Source organism: Azospirillum brasilense, assembly GCF_003349955.1.
GTDB lineage: Bacteria > Pseudomonadota > Alphaproteobacteria > Azospirillales > Azospirillaceae > Azospirillum > Azospirillum brasilense_B.
Genome location: NZ_QLKQ01000104.1, coordinates 1 through 19,524 on the forward strand (window position 1 = coordinate 1; position 19,524 = coordinate 19,524).

Genomic DNA, 19,524 nt, shown 5'->3' on the forward strand with positions numbered 1-19,524 from the left:
GTCGGACACCCGCCGCGGCAGGGCGGACTGTCAGGTCAAGTCCATACTTTTACAGCGTACTTGATCGCGTATTTCTTCACGAACGTCGCCATGGCGGTTTCCGCGGCGGCGCGGTCCGGAGCCATCCAGATCTCCCGCAAGTCCTGCTTCATCGCCGGCTGCACCGTTTTGGCCACCTTGTTCAGGACGTTGGCAGTTTTGTGCACCCAGCAGCGTTGCTGCCGGGTGGTGGGGAAGATCTCCTCCAGCGCCTTCCAGAAGCCGAGCGCTCCATCGGCGACCGCGAGTTCCGGGGCGATGGTGAGGCCGCGCGCCTGGATGTCCACCAGCAGTTCGCGCCAGCTTTGCGCGCTCTCGCGCACGCCGACCTGGAAGCCGACCAGTTCCTTGCGGCCCTCCGGGGTGGCGCCGATGATTACCAGCATACACTCGGCCACCGGCTCCATGCGGGCCTGCAGGTAGACGCCATCGGCCCAGATGTAGACGTAGCGCCGGGCCGACAGGTCGCGCCGTTGCCAGCGCGCGTAGTCGGCCGCCCACTCCTCCTTGAGCCGACCGATCACCGAGGCCGACAGGTTCGGGGCGTCCTTGCCGAGCAAGGCGCTCAGCGCCTCCTGGAAGTCGCCGGTGGAGACGCCGCGCAGATAGAGCACCGGCAGCAGGGCGTCCAGGCTCTTGGTCCGCCGTGCCCAACGGGGCAGGATCGCCGAGGTGAAGCGGACCCGCTCGCCAGCCTCGGCGCCGCCACGGTCGCGCACCTTGGCGCGGCGGACCGGCACGGGCCCGATCCCGGTCTGGATCGTCCGTTCAGGACCATGGCCGTGCCGCACGACCCGCTCGCGGCCGTCCGGCAACGTGACGTCCTTCATGGAGGCCAGGAAGCTTTCCACCTCCGCCTCGATCGCCTGCTCCAGCAGCCGGCGGGCACCAGCGCGTAAAATGGCGGTTAGCGGGTCGTCGATCTCCTCCGGCTGACGCAGCCGGACAACCTTGCTATTCTCATCCATGGCGTATCGCTCCCTCGTGGAGGTTCGGGCAGGTTTCGTCACCCACCTCGATACGCCACCCTCTTCAGACCGTCATCACCCAGATTCCCGCATAGCTCGATCGTTGCGGTCGTGGGCCACACGGAACCAGTGCTCAGCGTGCTGACGACAGGTTTCGGCTTCGACGGCATCGCCGGACCGCTCGGCATCGCCGGCGCGGGCGAGCCACTGGACGTGCTTCTGCTGGGCGGAACCATTGACCTTCGGGTGCGCTCGCGCCGGGGCTCCCTGCACGGCTTGACGTTGGGCCGCGTTGCCGAACCGTGGCTGCCGACGGGCTCGATCGCCCGCCGGATTGTCGAAAGGCATGAACGTAGATCCTTGGGTGGTCGGTGGACCGCGATCAGGAGCGAAAAAGCGCTCCCGGATGCTCAATCCCAGCGTTCGTTCGTCACGCCGGAAAAAGCTCGCAAAGCTTCGGTCACATCATTCATGACCTGCGGGAAGAACGCAACACGGCCGGCAAGCGGACCGTCGTTGATTGGTGTGGGGCGGGGGAGAGGACGCGGCACAGGGGGCGGCTTGCCGGGGTCCCTCTCGTCGGCTCGGGGAGGTTCGTAGAAATGCAGGGCGAGTTGTCCGTCGGGTTCGGCGGCGTAGGGCAAGCCGGGCTCGGTCCGGCGTTCCGCACCGGGAAGGACATACTGATCGCCCTGGGCGGTCCTTTCCGTCAGCGGCATCCAAGACACCCCTTCGCCGGTTGAAGTCCAGCTCAACCTATCAGATTTCAGCCAATCCGCTCCAGTGAATACGCCTGATCATTGGTTGCAAAGCGCCGTTGAGTACCGGCGGGCGCACAACAGAATTCAAGAGCGGGGCCGATCGACCGTAGCCTGCGCTGGAGCCGATCGTCGCTGGTGTGAACAGGCATAGGATTCTGATTCAAATTGGCGTCACCTCCATGTCTTTTATAAGCTGCGGAAGGGCTGAAGCCGCTTTCCACTCTCTCCCGCCTGCCGCGTCCGTCTGTTCAATCGTCCTGTACAGCGTCCGCAAACGTACGCCGACAGAGAACATTTCTCTTGACGGAGCGTTCTCTATTCGCGAACGCTCGGCGGGTTGTTGCGGAGTTGATCATGCCGGTTCAGATCCTGGCGAAGGCGGTGAAGGACCTCAAGGCGCTGTCTCCGCCGGATCGCGCCCACATTCTCGGAAAGATCGAGCAGTACGCCGCCGACTCGACGACGCAGGCCAACAACGTCAAAGCCCTGCAGGGTTCCGACCTGTTCCGGCTGCGCGTCGGCGAATACCGCGTGCTGTTCACCGTCGCCGCGGCCGGAACCGTGACCGTCATGCTGATGCACCGCGTCCGCCATCGGAGAGAGGCTTATGACTGAGACCGTCACCATTCCGCGTGCCGAGTACGACGCTCTCACCGCGCGTCTCGAAGACCTGGAGGACATCCTCACCGCTATGCAGGCGCGTGGCGGCCAGTCGATGCCGCTGGATTGGGCCAAACGCATCCTGGAAGGGGAAAGCCCGGTCCGGGTATGGCGCGAGTTTCGCGGATTGTCCTTGCGCGGCCTCGCTGGAAAAGCGGGTGTGAGCGCAGGCTACCTGTCGGAGATCGAAGCGGGCAAGAAGCCCGGTTCGGTGGAGGCTTACAAGGCGCTTGCCGAGGCCTTGGACACCTCCGTCGACTGGCTGGTCCTCTGATGGCGGCCAAACGCCCCACGGGCGGGCTGATCCGACGAGCACGTCAGTGGCCCTGATCGGATACGCCCGCGTCTCCACCGAGGACCAGGCGACCTTCAGCCAGCTCGACGAGCTGAAGACCGCCGGCTGCCCGGTGATCTTCGAGGAGAAGGCACCAGGCGCCAGCCGGGCACGTCCGGAGCTCGCCAAGGCCCTCGGCCGGCTCGGTTCACCCGACCGGCCCTGATCACGCCGGCCCCGCGCAAGCCGCCCAGGGACGACCTTCTGCTGGTCATCGCCGGCATCAAAGGTGCCGACCTGACCATCAGCCTGCGCGCGATCGCCGCGCGGCTTGAGGAGTTGCGCATCCGCACGCGGCGCCGTGGCACGATCTGGTCGGTGTCTTCGGTCAAAGCGCTGCTCGACCGCGCGGAGCGTCAGGGATTGATTGGGGGCTCTGACGCTGGTCGCCGCTTCCCCGTATAAGGAAGTCCGGAAGCATCGCAGCAGAAATTCCCACACTTTGGAAGCGCGGCATACTATGATATGTCATGCCCTGTAGCTGGATAAAGCGAAGGGCAGCCTTCTTGCTTGTGTGAGCACTTCAGACGAGGTGCGGCAAATTGTCGCACTGAGACGCTCGGAAACGTCATGTCATGACACGGGACGGATAATGTCGTGGGTCCGTCGATAATATAACGAAAGTCCGGAACAATCCGGTCCATCAGCGAAACGGCGGTTACATGGCGATGTCGCAACCCTCATCGCAAGGACTCGCGGCGTTTGCATTCAACGCCCGCTTCCGCAACCAAAAAACCAATCGTTAACTTCCGAGCCCAGGCGGGGGGCGGTCACGGCGGTTCTCTTCGGGAGTGGTTTGCCCGATAGTTTGCACAGCCCGGGAGGGCACGCCTGAACGTCTCGTGTGGAGTCGGTCGGGTTCGTTCCAATCGCTTGACCGTAGCGAAGGCCCGATGACATGACTCTCGTCGCCCAGCATTCCCCGTGTGACGGGGCGCCCACAGCCGCCATCGGCCCGATCGCCGGAACAGCCATGAACACTTTGGCCTTGCCGGCCCTCGACCGTGCCTGGGAGGAGGAGGGCAGGTCCAAGCCGTCCCTGGACAGCACGATCCACCTCGCCATGCGCGTTCTCGAACTCGCTGTACAGGACGCGTTCGGCCGAATCCCCCGCAACCAGGCGCGCAACAAGGGCAGGGGGCTGGAGTGGGGCAGGGCCGATCTCCAGGCCAAGGCCCTCGTGTGGATCATCGGCACGACGCCCGATGATCGCGAGGACTTCGCGGCGATCTGCGACCTTGCCGGCGGAGATGCGCCGGCACTCCGCGAGGCGTTCCTCGCCCAAATCGTCGATGGCGGCGTTCTCACCGCGGAGGAGATCGCCGACGCGACGGCCAAACGCTGGCGGGCGCCGCGCATGCGCGAGCATCTGCTCGGCCGCTTGGCCTCCGGTGATGCGGACGCCGTCGCCGCCCGCTGACGGCTCAAAGACGATCAAAAAAGCGAATGATCTTTACGCGGGTGCTCGAACCCCGCTCGCCCGCCTCGGCACACTGAGCCTCGACACCACTTTAGTGCGAGGCGTTCGTGGACGCGAAGAAGCGCGGTGTGGAGGTGACGGAGCCCGGGCGTCCTCTCGTCATCGACGTAGAACCGCTGGAGATCATCGATGCCTCCCCGGCGGCGCCGATCCGGCCCATCGGATCGGCGGTCGCCCGCCGAGCCGCTTCGCCGGCGGCCGATCCGGTCCTGTTTGTCGGTGAACATCCCGTGGATCGGCGGCGCCGTCTCGACGCCGAACGCAAACGGCGCTCCCGGGCGCAGCAGCGCGAGACGGCAACGGCGACGCGCCGCCGCCGCCGCTTCGCCGCGGCGGCGGCGCTGATCGCCATCCCCTGTTTCGGAATCGCCGCGGCGGCCTTCACTTACGACCGCTGGTCCTCCTCCAGCGCCGAGGTGGCGGGTGTCGGCCCCGCCGTCGACGCCGTGGGCAGCGACGTTCGGCGGGTCGGTGGAACCCTGTCGGCGTCCATGGCCGGTCTCGGCCTGTCCGTCGCGGGGGTCGAGGAGGCCATCGCCGGCGTCTCCAGCCAGTTGGCCGCCATCCCCGACACGCGCCCCGACCTCGACCGCATCGCGGAGACCGCCGACGGCCTCGACCGCCGGATCGGCACCCCCGCCCAGGCGACCCAGGTCGACAGCGTGCTCGCCGCGGCCAACGCCATCGGCTCGCGCGTCGACCAGCTGTCGATGCAGGTGGCGGCGCTCGACAGGAAAGTCCGGCTGGCACCGCCCGCCGCGATGGCCGCCGCGGCCCCCATCCCCCTCACGCCCCCGGCCGACTGCGTGCCGTCCGACGACCGCGACTGGTGGGCACGCCAGGGAGAGCATCTCGAGACGACTTTGCGCCGCTGGGCGGCCAAGGCGTGCTGGAACCTCGTGTGGAAGATCCACGGCTTCTACGAATGGGAGGTCGACGCGCGGTTCACCGACGAGGAAATGCGCGACGCCGTTCGCGCGGCTTTGCGCGCCTTCCAGCGGGCGCCGGTCCGCCCGGTCGGGGAGGCCTTCCCGGACAACCGCACCCTCGTCATCTCCCCCGCAACCGACGACACCGGTGGCTGACATGCCTTTTCACGCTGCCCGCCTCGGCGGGTGTCTCCTCGCCGCGGCCGCCGCGCTCGGCGGATGCACGGCGCTGGACGCCAAGCGCGCCGCCACCGTCCAAGCCCAGGACGCGGCGGCTCTGACCGCGGTGGCCCAACGGCCGGCCCGGGTGGCCGCCGCGGACCCCCTGCGCGAAAGCCGGGGCGCCTATGGCGGGAGCATCTTCACCCCCTCCGTCCACGGCGATCCCTTGCCCGCGCGTCTGGAAGGCTCCACCGGCTTCGGCTTCTCCAGCCAGGTCGGGATGACGGTCCACGAACTGGCCGCCGCCTTCACCGCGGAAACCGGCGTGCCGGTCCGTATCCGCGACGCCGCTCTGACGCCGGCTCCGGGGGCGGCCGGCACGCCGTCGGGGAACCCGGGGCCGAACGCGGAGATCGCTGCCCTGATCGCCAACTCCAACGCCAACCTGTTGCCGGGGTTGGGGGGCGTCGCAGCCGCTCCGGCCACCGGGGCCGGAGCGTCGCTGCGCTCCGGTCAGCCGACCATGGTCTTCGACTTTCCGGCGGGTCCCTTCTCGCGGGCTCTGAGCACGCTGGCCGGCCGCTTCGGCATGGAATGGGAATACCGGGGCGGTGCCGTCGAGCTGTTCCGCTACGTCACGCGCAGCTTCCAGATCGCGGCGCTGCCGACCACCAACACCTACAACGTATCGAGCGGCGGCTCCGGCGGTGGCGGTGGCGGCGAGAACCGGCAAGCCGGCGGCGACACGGGCAGCAGCGCCAGCACCGGCCTCTCCCAGGAGGCGACCAGCTCGGTGCAGCTCAAGTTCTGGGATGAGCTTCGCGAGACGCTCTCCACCGTCGCCGGCACCGACTCCCGGATCGCCACCTCGCCGTCCACCGGCACGGTGACGGTGATGGCGTCCCCGGGCGCCATGCGCTCGGTCTCCCGCTTCATCGCCGAAACGAACCGGCGGCTGTCGCGGACCGTCGCCATCACCGTCCAGGTGCTGTCGGTCCGCCTCGAGGACAGCGACGCCTACGGCCTTGATCTCGACCTTCTGTTCCGCCAGGCCGACCTGAATCTGCGTTTCACGGGGCCGCCGTCGGGACTGGGGACGGGCACCGGTTCCGCCACGATCGGCATCATCGACAGCGCCGGCAGCAACTTCCGCGGCTCCTCCCTCGCCGTCCAGGCTCTCACCGGGACGCAGAGGGCCGTCGTCGACTCCGGCGAATCGGTCACCACCTCGAACAACCGGCTGGCGACCAAGCGCGTGGTGCTGCGCAACGACTACGTCCGCTCAGCCGGATCGGCGGTGACTTCCGGCGGCGGAGCCGAGACGGACATCCGGACCGTCACGCGCGAAACCGGCTTCATCGCGACCTTCCTGCCGCGCATCCAGGAGGACGGCAAGATCCTGCTGCAGTACGGGATCTCTCTGAGCGATCCCAGCATCTTCGAGCCCTTCGAGACGGGCGGCGTCACCGTGCAGCTGGAGCGCGGCTCGGCGTCGGAGGCGAGCAACGAGATCGCTCTGCCGTCGGGCGCCACGCTCGTCGTCAGCTCCTTCGCGTCGAACCGCACCACCAGCGACGCCCGCGGCACCGGCAACCCTTACAACCTGCTGCTCGGCGGCGGCATTTCCGGCGGCGTCGAACGCCGTCAGGTGATCGTCCTGATCACGCCCGTGGAGCTTGCCGACGGCCTGCGCGCCGACGACGGGACCGGCAAATGGGCGTTGCCGGACATGCCCGAGGGTCTGCGTCCATGACGGCCGACGCCCTGCTGCCGGTGGTCGCCGACGCCGATGCGGCCGGGTCCGGCCGGAAGGCCGATCCCGCTCCGGCCTGCGTGATCGAAATCGACGGCCGGCTGTACATCGCCGGCCTCGCTTGGCGCTCGCACCTCGACATGGCCGTGCGGCTGAAAAGCGCCGCGACGGCCGGGGCGCGGCGAGCGGGAGCCAAGCGCATGGTGCTGCGCGAGCGCGCTCGGCAGTACGGCGTCCCGACGGTTTCCCTTCCACCGGGTGCCGCGGCGCGGAGCGCCTGGAGCCTGGCGGCCGTGCTGGCCGACTCGATTCACGGCACCTGGGTCGGTGCCTGGCGCCTGCCCGATGGCCGTTTCATCGTCATCGTGGTCGGGCCGTCCGGCATCCTGCCCGACGGCGATCGTGTCTTCGGCGACGAGACCGCGGCGCGCGATCACGTCGAGACCGTCACTGCCTCGACGAGCTGGCGGCACCTTTACGTGCCTGTGGAGTGGGGACTGGCCGAAGCCAAGCCGGTGCCGCTGGAACGTCTGCTCCAGCAGGCCCGGGCGCTGAGCAAAGCGGGGCAGCTCCAGTCCGTCGAATCCGGAATCGGTCGGCTGCCCGCCGCGGTCGGGCTGGCCGTGTTGCTCGCCGCCGGCGGTGCGCTCTGGTGGACGACCCGGTCCCCGGCCGTCGTTTCGCTGCCACGGCTGGCGATGCAGCCGGCCACGCCTTCGGTGTCTCTGAGCTGGACACCGGCCGCGGCGGCCTTCGGCGCCTGCCTCGATGCCTACGTCCGCGACGGCCGGCTGCGGCTCCTGCCGGGCTGGCCGGTGGGCGAGTACCGTTGCGATCCGGGCCTCGCCACGATCAGCCTGCGCATGGAAGGGCCGGTCTGGCTTCTCCGCGCCGCGGTGCCGGACGCCGCCATCGATGCCATGGCCGGAACCGCGGCCGTCCAGCGCCCTTACGCCGCCCCGCCACCCTCGAGCTGGCCGGCCGGCACGCGTCTCGGCGCGCGGGCGGACTACGCGGCTTACCTGCGCGACGCCCTGGAGCGGGTCGGCGGCATGGTGAGCCTCGACGGCATCGCCGCGCCGCTCCCCGGCGCGGCATCCGTGCAGCCCGCTTCGGCCGGACCGGCGCCCGCGTTGCGCCTGAAATGGACGGTCAGCGCCGCGGTGACGTCGTCCTACCTGCTTTCGGTTCTTCATCCGCTCCTGGCCGGCGAGATGACCAGCGCGGTCTACACCCCGTCGAGCGGGCAGTGGACCATTCAGGGGGTGCTCCATGTCGACGAGTAAAGGCAAGACCTGGCTGTGGGCCGCCATGGCCGCGGTCGCCATCGGCGTTCCGGCCGCGGGGTTTCTGGACGGAGACCTGTCGCGCCATTTCCGGACGTCCGCCGCCGCCGTGGCGGCGCCGGCGCCCGCTCTGCCGGCAGCCGCTCTTCCGGTCGCTCCCGACGGAGTGACGGTTGGGGTGCCGCCCGGCATCGTCATGGGGCCGCCGGCAGATCTGCCGGACATGGCGTCGCCGCCGTCCCTGGCGCTGCGCCAGGACCAGGGCGATCCGGACCCGGAACTCTCGCGGGAGCTCGCCCGCATCGAGCGCGACCGGACCATGATCCAGCAGCTTCACCGGCTCGCCAAAGCCAAGTCGGATCTGTGCACCACCGGCTTCGGCCCACCCGACCTCTGCGTGCGGGCCTATGCCGGGCAGGCCGGGCAGGCCGGGCAGGCCGGGGGCGGCCAGCAGGCCGCCGCGGCCCAGACCGATGGCCCACCTGCCGGGGTGATCCGCATCGCCGTCGTCGAAGGCAAGGCCCGCGCGACCCTGGTGGTCGGCGGAGGACGCACGATCACGGTGGACGGCGCGTCGCTGTCCCGCACCCCGTCCATTCTGCCCGACGGATCTCGTGTGGTCGCCATCGATGCAGCCGACCGCAACGTCGAGGTCCTCGACCCCGCCGGCCGCCGCGTCCAGCTTCCGTGGGTGCGCTGATGAGGCTCAGGGATCTCGGTCATCGCCTTTTCCGCTTTCCGGTCCGCGGCTCCCGCTCGCCCGCGGTGGATGGTGCCGACGGAATCGTCCGGCTCCACGAAGGGGCGATCGCATCGCCCGCCGCCGCCGTGGCCGGAACCCGGCATGGCGACGAGCGCGGCCCGCGGCTTCTGACCATCCCCGGCGGCGGCCTCGACGTCCCCGACGACGTCCGCCAAGCCTGCGCCCTGTACTCCGACGGCACCTTCCTGGTGCACCGTCCGCACCTGCACTCGGCGCGTATTCTCGAAACCCAGAAGCAGGCGCACGAGCGCCTCAACGTGCCAATCCGCCCTCCCGAAGCGGTCGACCTTCCGCGTCTGTTCCAGGCCTACGGGGAATCCGCGACTCAACGCCTGCCCGACGCGACCGGCGCCCGCCAGAGGCTGCTGCACCACATCGAGCAGGCGGCGGCGGCGGGCGCCAGCGACATCCAGATGACCTGGCGGGGCGACCGCGCCGAAGTGCGCTTCCAGGTGCACGGCTATCTGACCGACGTGATCGACGAGCTGCACGCCCGCGAGGCTGAGGCGCTGATGACCACGGCCTTCTACCTCGCCGACCACAGCGACAGCTGTGAGAAGCCGGCCGAGGCGCAGAAGTCGTCGGTGACCAACCGCCGGCTGCTGCCCGCCAACGTCCTGGCGCTGCGCATGCAGTTCGCGCCGCTCGGCGACGGGCGGCATCTCAACATTCGCCTGTGCTACGCGGTCATTCCGGGCGTCGGGGAGACCCTGACGTCGCTGGGCCTCCCCGGGCATGTGCTTCGCCATCTCTACACCATGCAGCAACGGGCGAGCGGCCTGAAGACGATCTGCGCGCCGACCGAGCATGGGAAATCCACCACCCTGCATTTCTGGCTCTGCGACCTCAGCGATAGCCGGAACAACCGGCTCACCATCGTCTCCTGCGACGACCCGCCCGAAGGGCTCGATCCCCGCATCCTTCACTTCCCCGTTCCGTCGCGGGCGCCCGACGGGCGCGATCCGCTCGACGTCGCCTTCGAAACGGCCCTGCGCGTGGCGCCCCACGCGGTGCGCCTCGGCGAGTGCCGCACGCCCTGGCAGGCGCAGAAAGCCTACGAGACCGCCAATTTCGGCAAGCTGGTGGCCACCACGCTCCATTGCGACCAGGTGCTGGAGATCCCGTCGCGCTACGTCGAACTCGGCATTGCGCGGGAGACTGCCTATGCGGCCCACCGTCACGCCGGCTGGACCGGCCAGCGGCTGATTCCCTGCCTGTGCCGGACCTGTGCGGAACGGTTGACCGATGTCACCCGGCGTGACGAGCGCCGCGCCGCCCTGCTCGATGGCTACCGCGCGGTGGGCATACCCGTCGAGAACATCCTGGTGCGGGGTTTGGGAATCGTCGACAAGGAGCCCTGCCCCGAATGCTGCCATCCCGATCTGCGGGTGCCGATGCCGGGGCTCGTGCGCCGCCAGCTCGTCGCCGAATGCGTGCGGCCCACGCCCGAACTGATGACGGTTCTGCGCGACGACATGGACGAGGCGCGCCGGCGCTGGATCGCCAGCGGCGGTACGAGCATGCGGCTCGTCGCCCACGGCCTGCTTCTCGAAGGCGTCATCGGTGCCGACGAATGCGCGGAGTTCGGTGGGTCCGCCGAGCAGATCGGCTTCGACCTGCGGGCGCGTGACGCGGTGACGGCCGGCAGCGCGAGGATCGCGGCATGAGCATGACCTATGAGGACGGGGCCTACGGGGACGCGCTGGAGGAGCTGACCCGGCTGGGTGGCCTGACGAAGGACCGTCCGTGGCTCCTCCGCTACGCCGTGTTCCGCTTCGGCGCCCAGGCCCGCGCCGATCTCTACCGCGAGGTGGCGGTCTACCTGGACCGCGAGGTCCGCCTGCCCGAGGCGCTCGCCACGCTCTACGCCATCGAAACCGGCGGCGAGGAGGATGGCGACCTGGTCAGGATCGGCGCCACGAAGCTGTCGGCGCTGGGCATCCTCATCCCGTACTGGCTGCACGCCATGCGCCAGTCCGGCCACGACTGGTACGAGGTGCTGGCCGAGATGGTGCCGAGCCGCGAGGCGCAGATGATCGGCGCCATCGGCGAGGCGGGCATGACGGGCGACGCCCTGCGCAAGCTCGCCCTGTCGATCCGGCGGCTCAATGAGGCGCGGACGAAGATCCGCAACGCGCTGCTGCCGGTCGCCTTCATGCTGCTGGTGATCGCCGGCGCCCTCTACGCGGCCAGCGTCTCGCTGCTCCCGGACCTCTTCAAGGCGTTGCCCAACATGCAGCTGCGCGGCGAAGCCGCGTCCCTGAAGGAGGCGGCCGACTTCATCCGGGACTGGGGGCTGCTCACCTGCGGCGGGGCCGTACTGTTCATCGCCGCGGTCTGGTGGTCGCTCGACAACCTGACCGGACGCGTGCGCATCGTCCTCGACCGCATCCCGGGATTGCCATGGGCGCTGCACCGGCAATGGACGGGCGCGTCGTGGCTGGAGGCGATGGCCCTCCTGATCGGCGCCGAACGAAAGATCCCGGAGGCTCTGCAGCTGCTGCGCGTCAACGCCTCGCCCTACGTCGCCGAGCGGCTCGACGCGCTTCTGGTGCAGGACGACGCGCGCCTCGGCGCCGCTCTGGCGCGGACCGGCTTCGGCTGGCCGGACGACCGGACGATCCGCGCCATGCGCGTCTACATGAGCGGCAACCGGCCCCAGGACGGCCTGGCGGCCCTGGCGGCCGACCAGCAGCAGGATCTGTCCGACCGCATGCTGGCCGCCGCCGGCATCGCGACCTACGCCGGCGCGAGCCTCATCGGCTGCCTGGTCGGCTGGCTGCTGTGGGCGAGCTGGGACCTCTACAAGAGCGCGGTTCCGGGTCTCGGTCCCCTGTAGCCGCACCGTCACGAGTCACGTCAAACAAGAAGGCAGAGCGTCATGAAAGACCTGTTAGCGTTCATCATCGTGGTCATCCTCTCCGTGGCGGGCGCCTTCTTCGGCCCGAAGATCTACGCGTCGCTGGCCGCCGGTTCACGGGCCAACACCATGATCGAGCAGCTCACCACCGGCCGCAGCACGCTGGTGGCCCGCTTCGCCAACATGGGCATCGCGCGCTTCGGAACCGGCGCCTACACCGCCGCCAACGTCATCGCCTGGCGCGTCCTGCCGGACGAGGCCATGGACGCCTCCTCGAGCGCGCTCGGCAACCCGTTCGGCGGGACCTACGCGATTTCCGGAGCGGGCCGCAACTTCCACTGGGACGCCGACACCATCCCGCAGGACGGCTGCATCGCGACGCTGACCGGCTTTCCTCCCGGGTCGGGTTACACCGGTGCCGGCGTCGCCACCTCCGTGTCCGGCCTCGGCGCCGCGACGGTCAACGCCTTCCCGATCAGCCCGAACACGGCGGCCAACGTCTGCTCCAGCGGCAACAACGCCATCCGCTTCGTGGGCGGCTGATGGATCTCGCTCTGCCCGGACTGGCCCATCTGCATGTCCTGGTCGACGCCGCCGGGGCGATCCGCAGCGCGCACGCCACGATGAGCGGCGGCGCCTGCGCGCCGGTCGAGGACGGTGGGGCTCCGCTCGACGCGCTCGTGCGCGAGGCGATGCGGGTCTGCCCCGGCCCGGGCGGCGGACGGGTCGCCGACGAGCGAGTCGGTCTCTGGCGCGTCGAGCGGTACGACACGGCGCAGGGGGCGGCCTTCGTCCTGGTCCGCACGCCCGCGGTCACCGACCGCCTCGAGGATCTCGGGCTCCCCGAGGCCGTCTGTCGCATGCTGGAGGAGCTGGGCGGCCCCGGACGGCGCGGCCTCGTGCTCGTGCTCGGCGACATGAACGCCGGCAAGAGCACTCTGGCCGCAACCCTCCTGAAGCGGTGGCTGGTCCGGCACGGAGGCATCGCCTTCGCCTGGGCCGATCCGCCCGAGCATGACCTGGACGGACCGGTCGGCGCCGGATGCTGCATCTCGGTGAACATCGCCGCCGAACAGTACGGGGACGCCGTCGTCGCCGCCCGCCGCAGCCGCGCCCGCTACTTCTATTTCGGCGAGCCCCGTCTCGATCCGGCCATTCTCGCGGTGGTCCAGGCGTCGCTGTCCGGCCCGGTGTGCCTGTCGACGGCTCATGGCGCGGGCCTCATCCCCGGGCTGATCGCCTTTTCCGCGGCGGCCGCGCGTGTGCACTCCCGCGCCTACGAGCAGCTCGCCTCGGGACTGGCCGCCGCCTTCCACGTCCGGGTCGAGAGCGGCGTCCAGCGCAGCCGCCTCGTCGTCACGGAGCATCTGGTGCTCGGGCAGGGGCACGGCGACACCGGCCGCAGCCACATCCGGGCGGGCAACCTGGGCCAGCTCGGCAATCTGATCCGACCGTTGAGGGCCGCCTGATGAACTGGGCCATCGTGTTCGCGGTTACGACGGCAACCCTCGTCGCCCTCAATGTCGCCACCGATCCGCGGCCGTCCGACCGGGTCGCCGACCGCGGGCGCGCCGCGGCGGTCGCCGAGACCACCCTGAGCGCCCACCGCGCCGCCGAACGCTGGGTGACGGCGAATCCCTCGGCGACCGGCGCCGTGCCCCTGAGCCCGACGAACGGGAGAGGCTTCGACGGGGTCGCGTCCTGCGTGGCGGCGATGCGCGTGGCGACCTGGGCGACCGAAACGGCGGGAGCTCCGGCCGCCGAGGTCGGCCGGGCGATGAGGGCGCGGCTTCAGGGCTGGCCGGCGGCCGGGGTCGCTGGCTCCGGCCGGGTGCTGGCCGGGAGCGAGAGCCGCGCGACCCTTCCCTGCGCCGTCCCCGAGGGCGCGCCCGTCGTCGTCACTCCCGTCGTCATCACCCTTGCGTCCCCCTGACGGCATGGAGGCGTTGGAATGAAGGACCTGTTCGCCTTTGTCGTCGTCACGCTGCTGAGCATCGCCGCCTTCATCGGGGCCGCGCCGGCCTTGCGCCGGGCCGTCGACCAGCCGTTCGAGAACTCCGCCGCGGCGATGGCATCGCTGGTGACCGACTCCGCCGTCGAATACATTCGGACCTACTACGGGGCGGTGCTGTCGGCCACCGCCGGCGGAACCGTCGCCCAGATCACGCCGGCGATGCTCCAGGCCACCGGCAAGCTCGATCCGGCCTTCACCGACGGAAACTACTTCGGTCAGACCCACCGTGTGCTCGTTCGCCGGCTCTCGGGAAATCAGCTTCAGGCCGCCGTGGCGACCTGCGGCGCGGCCATGCCCGAGGAGGTCCTGTTCCGGCTGGCGCCGCTGGCCGGTAAACACGCCGGGCTGGTGTCGAGCACGGACCCGGCGACGATCCGCGGCGCCGTCGCCGGCTGGACGGTGCCGGCGTCGGCCTTCGGCGGCGTGGCGGGATGCGCCATCGCGCCCGGCTCCCTGGTCAACGTCGTCTTCTTCGACGATGGGGCCGTCCTCTCGCCCTACATGTCGCGCCTTCCGATGCCCGAGTTTGGCACCGAGCCGAACACCATCCGGACCACCCAGTACATGAGCGGCAACACCATCGAGGACGTCATGGACATCCGTTTGTCCAACGGCCAGTGGTTGTCGACCGCGCTCTCCGAGATCGATCTCGTTCAGGATGGCGCAGTCCTGGCCAAGCCGGCCTGCGTCCATGGGGTTCCGAGACTCTGGATGGCCAGCGGCGTCTTTTCCGGCAACGGGACCGGCCATCCTCTGGTCGGCGTGCAGCCCTGGGCTGAGGACAACCCGGCCGACAGCTCGACCTGGATCGTCCATGTGCCGATCTGGACCACCAACGCAGCCGGCACCGGCACGGAGTCCGCCGGCAGCGGGCCGCACGGCCTCGCCATGGCCGTGCGCAAATGCCAGCAGACCTGACCATCCCACTGAGAAAGGGAGACAATCATGAAACGATCGACCGCCGCTTTTCTCGCAGCCGCGCTCATCGGGTCCGTATCGAGCGCCCCTGCCATGGCGGGGCCGGACAGCACGTCCATCCGTCCGCCGCCAGTCGGCTCGGCGCCGCTGCGCGCATTCAGTGCGGCCTCGTCCGACATCTCCGCCCGGGCGCTGCTGCTGGACAGCAACGCGACGATCGACGGATCGCGCATCACCGGCACGGTCCAGAACGCCAGAAACGCCAACCAACTGTGGGATGGCATGAAAGGCGCCTATGTCAACAACACGGGGTTGACGGTTTCCGAAGCCTGGAGTTCGTGGGAGGCAAACCAGGCAAAGGGCCTCGCCGCCGGTGCGACCATCAATGGGGGCCAAGTGACGGGAACGGTGGCAAGCGCGGCCAACGCCACGACCGCTTCTCAGGCCTACAACGTTTATGATGCGCGCACCAACACCTGGCAATGGGTCAACAACGTAACCGTTGTCCGCTCCGACTCCACCGGAACGGCCGACCGCGCGAACCAGTTGTACAATAACTACAACGGCAATTATAACTGGGCGAGTGATCTTACGGTGGGGAAGGCGAATTTGGCTATGAATGCCAACAAACTTTGGGACGCTTCGTCGGGGACCTATCAGTATAACGATAAGCTCTGGGTCTGGAGTTCGTCAAATGCTGCTGTAATGCAACCTGATTGGTGGCACCCGAATTGGGGTGTATATCCGAACTTCTAACCACTAGAAGTATTTCTGTGAACCGCATACGAAAAGAATTCCCGATGTCGAAACGCATTCTATTCATGCTTCCTAGCGTCGGTATAAATGGAGGCGTGAAAGTTGCGTATAATCATATCCGATGCCTGCGAATGCTTGGGTATGATGCGTATGCGGTTCACAGCCAGGGGGCGATGCCGTCTTGGTTCCCTCTGAACGGCGTGCCTGTCATAGAGACGCACAACTGCACAATTTCTGAAAATGATACAATTATTCTTGGAGAAGATATTCACCACCAGTTGTTGATGGCAGCTGAACATCCTGCTCGAAAAGTTCTGCTCGTCCAGAATCATTTTTACATGTTGAACGGGCTGCGCGGCATAAACAATCTTGCAGAACTCGGTATTTGTGCAGTGATTTCGACTGGTGATGCTATCGCTGATTACATACATAGGCGCTATCCACAAATTCAGTCTGGCGTAGTGCATATATCACTAGATCGTAACGTGTTTCGCCAATCAGAAAAAAGGTTGCAAATCTGCTTTTTCCCAAGAAAGCGGTCATATGAGGTGCGATTTATTCAGGATTTGTTTTCTTCTCAGCATTCCCAGTGGTCTGCCATTGATTGGATAGGATTGCATGACGTTAACGAGGAAACGGTTGCGCGCACTCTTGGTGAATCTGCTGTATACTTATCGCTTGCTCGATTAGAAGGCGTTGGTATGGCCGCATTGGAGGCTATGTCCTGTGGGTGTGCGGTAGTTGGTTTCAACGGTGTTGGAGGACGCGAATATGCAACTTCAGCAAATGGATATTGGGCAGCAGAGGACGATCTTGTTGCTGTGGTTGATCAACTTGCGACATGCATCGCCGATCTCCATAATGGCAAGGGCAATCGCGTAATAGAGAACGGATTATCAACGGCCATGAATTATAATATTGATAGGATGACTGCCGAGCTTTCTGTTGTCTGGAAAAATATCATGATGCTATGATTCACCATAAAAGTATAATAAATAATAAATTTGATTGGCGGTAGATAGGTCCATATGCATCTATCCACCGCCGACAAGGCGCTGCTGCTGGATGATTTACGGGCGACTGTCAGAAAGCAATTCGGCCTGCCATGCTACCGGCGCACCGGAGCCACGGTCGACTGGACTCCCCTGCCAGAGGAGCGTTGTCCGAAGTGCGGCATGCTCGTGGCGCATCTTCCCGGTATCGCGCGTCTCTGTGACCTGACCGGGGAGGAATATGAGCGTCGGGCCGAGCTCAGCGGAGCGCCGCACCTGCCGACATCCAGAATCAAGCAGGGTCTTCTTCCGGGGGTGCCCGGCGTGATCACGTCGTGATGGTCATCAGACCCTGGGCATCGGGTGGGTCTTCATTCCTCTTGCGTGTAAGAGGTATGACTTGCCCGGTGTCATGCGCCATATGTTAGGGTATGTTGAAGTGCTGTCGATTGACCGGTGGAGGTCGCGGTGAGGTTCATCACGGGTTTGTTCGGGAAGAAACCGGAGGTCCAACTGAAGCCGATGAAGCGCTCCAGCGACGTGCCGCTGCCGCCCGTTCGCACCATCGTGGTGGACGGCAAGCGGCGCACCATCGTGCGCGACGACGTATATAAGGATGCCATCAGCCTCAAGCACGACGACCGAGCTGCATGACTGACCGAACTGCGCCGGCGCCGGACCACCCGACGCCGGCATCTCAGGACGGCTCGCCGGCCGCCACCGCGCCCAACACCTTCAGCCAAGCCTTTCGGAACTTCGTGGGGGATAACCCGAAGGACATCGAAGGGCTGCTTGCTTATGCTCTCTATAAACAGAGCATCACCGAGGACCGCGAGCGCGGTCTGCCGGTTCAGCCGGGTGCGTCGCGCAACCCAGGTTCGAACACCATTGACAACCTGCGCCGCGCTGCGCGGACTCTGTTGCAAGAATACAGCTCCAAGATCCTCGAAGCGGAAAAGCCCGGTCTGCAGCGCACGGCGATCTGGGCGAAGCTGGACGAGGTGTCGGGCAACCTGGCGACGCTGCAGTCCAACATCATCACCCATGTCGAAAGACGCACGAGGACCTGGGCGGGAGTGAAGGCCAGTGTGTACGGCTGGTTCCTCTCGATCGCCCTGACGATCCTCATCGTGGTCGGTTTCGGCACTCCCAATCCGGTCAACCGGATTATCGATTGGTTAAAAGCCCTGATGTCCTAAATTTCGGACCTGCGACGTCGGCCCTCATCAGCGGCGTCGGTGTGCCGCTTGGCCCCGACCCGCTGATGATCCAGGGGAACCGCTCGGCTCAGCGCCAAGCGCATTGCGGAGTGCATCGGCAAGGGGGGCCCGAGCCTCCAACATCGGAGGCCGACTGCTTCGGTTGCCGGCGGTGCACCGGAATGAGGCGCAGATCCATACACCCCGCTTAACGGGCTACGCCGAGCGCGGTACCGTCGGCTCGTGCTGCGGGAATGGCCGCGTCTCCGAACAGCTGTCGGCGCCTCCTTTCCAGCAGATCCTGATAGGCTTCCTTGATCCCCGGCGTGGCGCTGTTGTAGCGGCCGAGGGCGTCGTGCCGGTCGCCTTTGGCTGCTCGTCGCTTCTCGACGAGCAGCCATCCGGCGACATGCGCGTTCAGGCACCCGTCATTCGTCACCCGGCGCATGGCCTCCTCCGGTGTCGTGCCGAAGAGCTTGGCGAGGGCCGGGCCGTTCCCGGTGTTGATCTGGAACGGTCCACAGTCCCACGACGTGATTTCCCCAGTCTTCCGGTCCTTGTTGGGAACGCACTCGCCGACGCGGCCGCGCTCGGCGCCAAAGAGCGTGTAGAGGTCTTGCTCCACCAGGGAAGGGGGGTCGCCGAGCAGCGGCGCGTAGGTGTATGCGACGGCGGCAATGCAGGCGGCAGTCAAGGGCACCATGACGCGTCGGGTTCCGGTCTGATGGATGTGGCTTTGTCGATCATGCCGGTCTTCGCATCCGGCAATCGAGCCCCGGCGGTCGATTTGCATGCCTCGCCAGTTGTCGCTCGGCAAACTGACCTCGCCTGACGGTCAGGCGTCCGGCAAACGGCGCTGGGCGCCCAACCTCTTCGTTCAGGCGCCTGTTGGGCGCCCAGCGGGCGCCTGGATCGTGTCGACGGGCGCCCAGGCCGGGCGGTTGGGCGCCCACTTCGGAATGTTAGGCGCCCAAGTGCAACACACTGATCAAAAACAGTTTTTCTGATCCAGGCTCGATGCTCTGGCGCCCAATGCTTCAGGTTGGGCGCCCACGTTGGAATGTTGGGCGCCCAACCATGAGGCGGGACTGGACGGGGGAGGGGCCGCCGGCGAAAAAGCGCTCCGTCGCCGGCCCGTGTCGGGAGTTCCGGGCGCCCACTGGCCGCCCTGCATTCCGCCCTCGTCGCCCTCGTGCCGGCTCTAGGCAAGGCGGGCGCCTGCGGCCGTTCCGCCACGCCGCCAGGGGTGCTTTTTGACCGAAACATTCCCTTCCCCGTCCGCCCCGGAGCCCTGAAAATGGAGCTGCCGCACTGCCCGGGCCGGGCAGCCGGCTGACCCGGACGCTCGGTCACTTCCGCTATCCCGGGCTGTGCGGCTTCGCCTTGCCCTCCGGTCCGCCGTCCCGGTGCCCGGCGCGACCGCCCGCCCAGCACGCCACCAGCTCCACGATATGGCTCGTTGGAAAGCCTGGTCCGTTCCAGCGGATGTCCGGCGGACGTCCGCTGGATGTCCTCAAACGTCCGGCAGGATTCATCCAGCGCCTTCCGTCCCCGCCGCCCCCGACGGCGGAAGGCGTTCTCCGCCACCTAATCGCGCTAGCCCGGATAATTCACCAGAGCTGAAGGTGTGGCGGCGGGCGCGAGGTTAAG

At 67.4% G+C, this 19,524-nt stretch carries 22 protein-coding genes and 1 pseudogene; 19 read left to right on the forward strand and 4 right to left on the reverse strand.

All coding sequences use genetic code 11. The annotated features are described in order from the left end of the window. Positions 1 to 56 precede the first annotated feature (56 nt). From DXK32_RS29015 to DXK32_RS29025, 3 genes and pseudogenes are all read right to left on the reverse strand, one after another. Positions 57 to 1,007, reverse strand: a pseudogene (locus DXK32_RS29015) (IS256 family transposase); the annotation flags it as partial. Between the two features lie 75 nt (positions 1,008 to 1,082). Further along, positions 1,083 to 1,355, reverse strand: a complete 273-nt coding sequence (locus tag DXK32_RS29020; RefSeq protein WP_114861675.1) for a DUF4167 domain-containing protein — start codon at positions 1,353 to 1,355, stop codon at positions 1,083 to 1,085. 62 nt (positions 1,356 to 1,417) lie between these two features. Next, a complete protein-coding gene (locus DXK32_RS29025) occupies positions 1,418 to 1,726 on the reverse strand; it encodes a hypothetical protein (RefSeq protein ID WP_114861676.1) in 309 nt (102 codons plus the stop codon). Positions 1,727 to 2,122: 396 nt separating this feature from the next. Between DXK32_RS29025 and DXK32_RS29030 the strand changes: the two genes are divergently transcribed. From DXK32_RS29030 to DXK32_RS29110, 19 genes are all read left to right on the forward strand, one after another. Further along, positions 2,123 to 2,383, forward strand: a complete 261-nt coding sequence (locus tag DXK32_RS29030; RefSeq protein ID WP_114861694.1) for a type II toxin-antitoxin system RelE family toxin — start codon at positions 2,123 to 2,125, stop codon at positions 2,381 to 2,383. Further along, on the forward strand, positions 2,376 to 2,702 hold the full coding sequence (locus DXK32_RS29035) for a helix-turn-helix domain-containing protein (protein WP_114861677.1): 327 nt from the start codon (positions 2,376 to 2,378) through the stop codon (positions 2,700 to 2,702). The genes DXK32_RS29030 and DXK32_RS29035 overlap by 8 nt, the downstream gene beginning before the upstream one ends. Before the next feature lie 46 nt (positions 2,703 to 2,748). Further along, entirely contained in the window at positions 2,749 to 2,928 is a 180-nt protein-coding gene (locus DXK32_RS33565; protein WP_114861678.1) for a recombinase family protein, read from the forward strand. 732 nt (positions 2,929 to 3,660) lie between these two features. After that, on the forward strand, positions 3,661 to 4,182 hold the full coding sequence (locus DXK32_RS29045) for a hypothetical protein (RefSeq protein WP_114861679.1): 522 nt from the start codon (positions 3,661 to 3,663) through the stop codon (positions 4,180 to 4,182). Positions 4,183 to 4,289: 107 nt separating this feature from the next. Then, positions 4,290 to 5,327 carry a TcpQ domain-containing protein gene (locus tag DXK32_RS29050; RefSeq protein ID WP_114861680.1) on the forward strand — a complete coding sequence of 346 codons (1,038 nt, stop codon included), beginning with the start codon at positions 4,290 to 4,292 and terminating at the stop codon, positions 5,325 to 5,327. Between the two features lies 1 nt (position 5,328). Next, positions 5,329 to 7,086 (forward strand): secretin N-terminal domain-containing protein, encoded by a 1,758-nt coding sequence (locus DXK32_RS29055; protein ID WP_114861681.1) that lies wholly within the window; start codon positions 5,329 to 5,331, stop codon positions 7,084 to 7,086. After that, positions 7,083 to 8,372 (forward strand): type 4b pilus protein PilO2, encoded by a 1,290-nt coding sequence (gene pilO2, locus DXK32_RS29060; RefSeq protein ID WP_162801394.1) that lies wholly within the window; start codon positions 7,083 to 7,085, stop codon positions 8,370 to 8,372. The genes DXK32_RS29055 and pilO2 overlap by 4 nt, the downstream gene beginning before the upstream one ends. Continuing rightward, a complete protein-coding gene (locus DXK32_RS29065; RefSeq protein WP_162801395.1) occupies positions 8,359 to 9,072 on the forward strand; it encodes a hypothetical protein in 714 nt (237 codons plus the stop codon). The genes pilO2 and DXK32_RS29065 overlap by 14 nt, the downstream gene beginning before the upstream one ends. Beyond that, the gene (locus DXK32_RS29070; protein ID WP_162801396.1) at positions 9,072 to 10,802 is read left to right on the forward strand and encodes an ATPase, T2SS/T4P/T4SS family; all 1,731 of its coding nucleotides are present in this window, start codon (positions 9,072 to 9,074) and stop codon (positions 10,800 to 10,802) included. The genes DXK32_RS29065 and DXK32_RS29070 overlap by 1 nt, the downstream gene beginning before the upstream one ends. After that, positions 10,799 to 11,974, forward strand: a complete 1,176-nt coding sequence (locus DXK32_RS29075; RefSeq protein WP_114861685.1) for a type II secretion system F family protein — start codon at positions 10,799 to 10,801, stop codon at positions 11,972 to 11,974. Before DXK32_RS29070 ends, DXK32_RS29075 begins: the two co-directional genes overlap by 4 nt. A 42-nt stretch (positions 11,975 to 12,016) precedes the next feature. Next, positions 12,017 to 12,538: a type 4 pilus major pilin gene (locus DXK32_RS29080; protein ID WP_114861686.1), complete on the forward strand. Its 522-nt coding sequence runs from the start codon at positions 12,017 to 12,019 to the stop codon at positions 12,536 to 12,538. Beyond that, a complete protein-coding gene (locus tag DXK32_RS29085; RefSeq protein ID WP_114861687.1) occupies positions 12,538 to 13,464 on the forward strand; it encodes a hypothetical protein in 927 nt (308 codons plus the stop codon). The genes DXK32_RS29080 and DXK32_RS29085 overlap by 1 nt, the downstream gene beginning before the upstream one ends. Then, positions 13,464 to 13,928 carry a hypothetical protein gene (locus DXK32_RS29090; RefSeq protein WP_114861688.1) on the forward strand — a complete coding sequence of 155 codons (465 nt, stop codon included), beginning with the start codon at positions 13,464 to 13,466 and terminating at the stop codon, positions 13,926 to 13,928. Before DXK32_RS29085 ends, DXK32_RS29090 begins: the two co-directional genes overlap by 1 nt. An 18-nt stretch (positions 13,929 to 13,946) precedes the next feature. Further along, positions 13,947 to 14,927 (forward strand): shufflon system plasmid conjugative transfer pilus tip adhesin PilV, encoded by a 981-nt coding sequence (pilV, locus tag DXK32_RS29095; protein ID WP_114861689.1) that lies wholly within the window; start codon positions 13,947 to 13,949, stop codon positions 14,925 to 14,927. 27 nt (positions 14,928 to 14,954) lie between these two features. Continuing rightward, positions 14,955 to 15,683, forward strand: a complete 729-nt coding sequence (locus tag DXK32_RS32430; RefSeq protein WP_162801397.1) for a hypothetical protein — start codon at positions 14,955 to 14,957, stop codon at positions 15,681 to 15,683. A 44-nt stretch (positions 15,684 to 15,727) separates the two neighbouring features. Continuing rightward, positions 15,728 to 16,657 (forward strand): glycosyltransferase, encoded by a 930-nt coding sequence (locus DXK32_RS29100; protein WP_114861690.1) that lies wholly within the window; start codon positions 15,728 to 15,730, stop codon positions 16,655 to 16,657. Between the two features lie 54 nt (positions 16,658 to 16,711). After that, the gene (locus tag DXK32_RS32435) at positions 16,712 to 17,014 is read left to right on the forward strand and encodes a hypothetical protein (protein ID WP_162801398.1); all 303 of its coding nucleotides are present in this window, start codon (positions 16,712 to 16,714) and stop codon (positions 17,012 to 17,014) included. Between the two features lie 129 nt (positions 17,015 to 17,143). Next, positions 17,144 to 17,329, forward strand: a complete 186-nt coding sequence (locus tag DXK32_RS32440; protein WP_162801399.1) for a hypothetical protein — start codon at positions 17,144 to 17,146, stop codon at positions 17,327 to 17,329. Next, on the forward strand, positions 17,326 to 17,874 hold the full coding sequence (locus tag DXK32_RS29110) for a hypothetical protein (protein ID WP_114861692.1): 549 nt from the start codon (positions 17,326 to 17,328) through the stop codon (positions 17,872 to 17,874). Before DXK32_RS32440 ends, DXK32_RS29110 begins: the two co-directional genes overlap by 4 nt. Positions 17,875 to 18,082: 208 nt before the next feature. Here the strand turns inward: DXK32_RS29110 and DXK32_RS29115 are convergent, their stop codons facing one another. Next, positions 18,083 to 18,667 (reverse strand): lytic transglycosylase domain-containing protein, encoded by a 585-nt coding sequence (locus DXK32_RS29115; RefSeq protein ID WP_247877399.1) that lies wholly within the window; start codon positions 18,665 to 18,667, stop codon positions 18,083 to 18,085. Between the last annotated feature and the right edge of the window lie 857 nt (positions 18,668 to 19,524).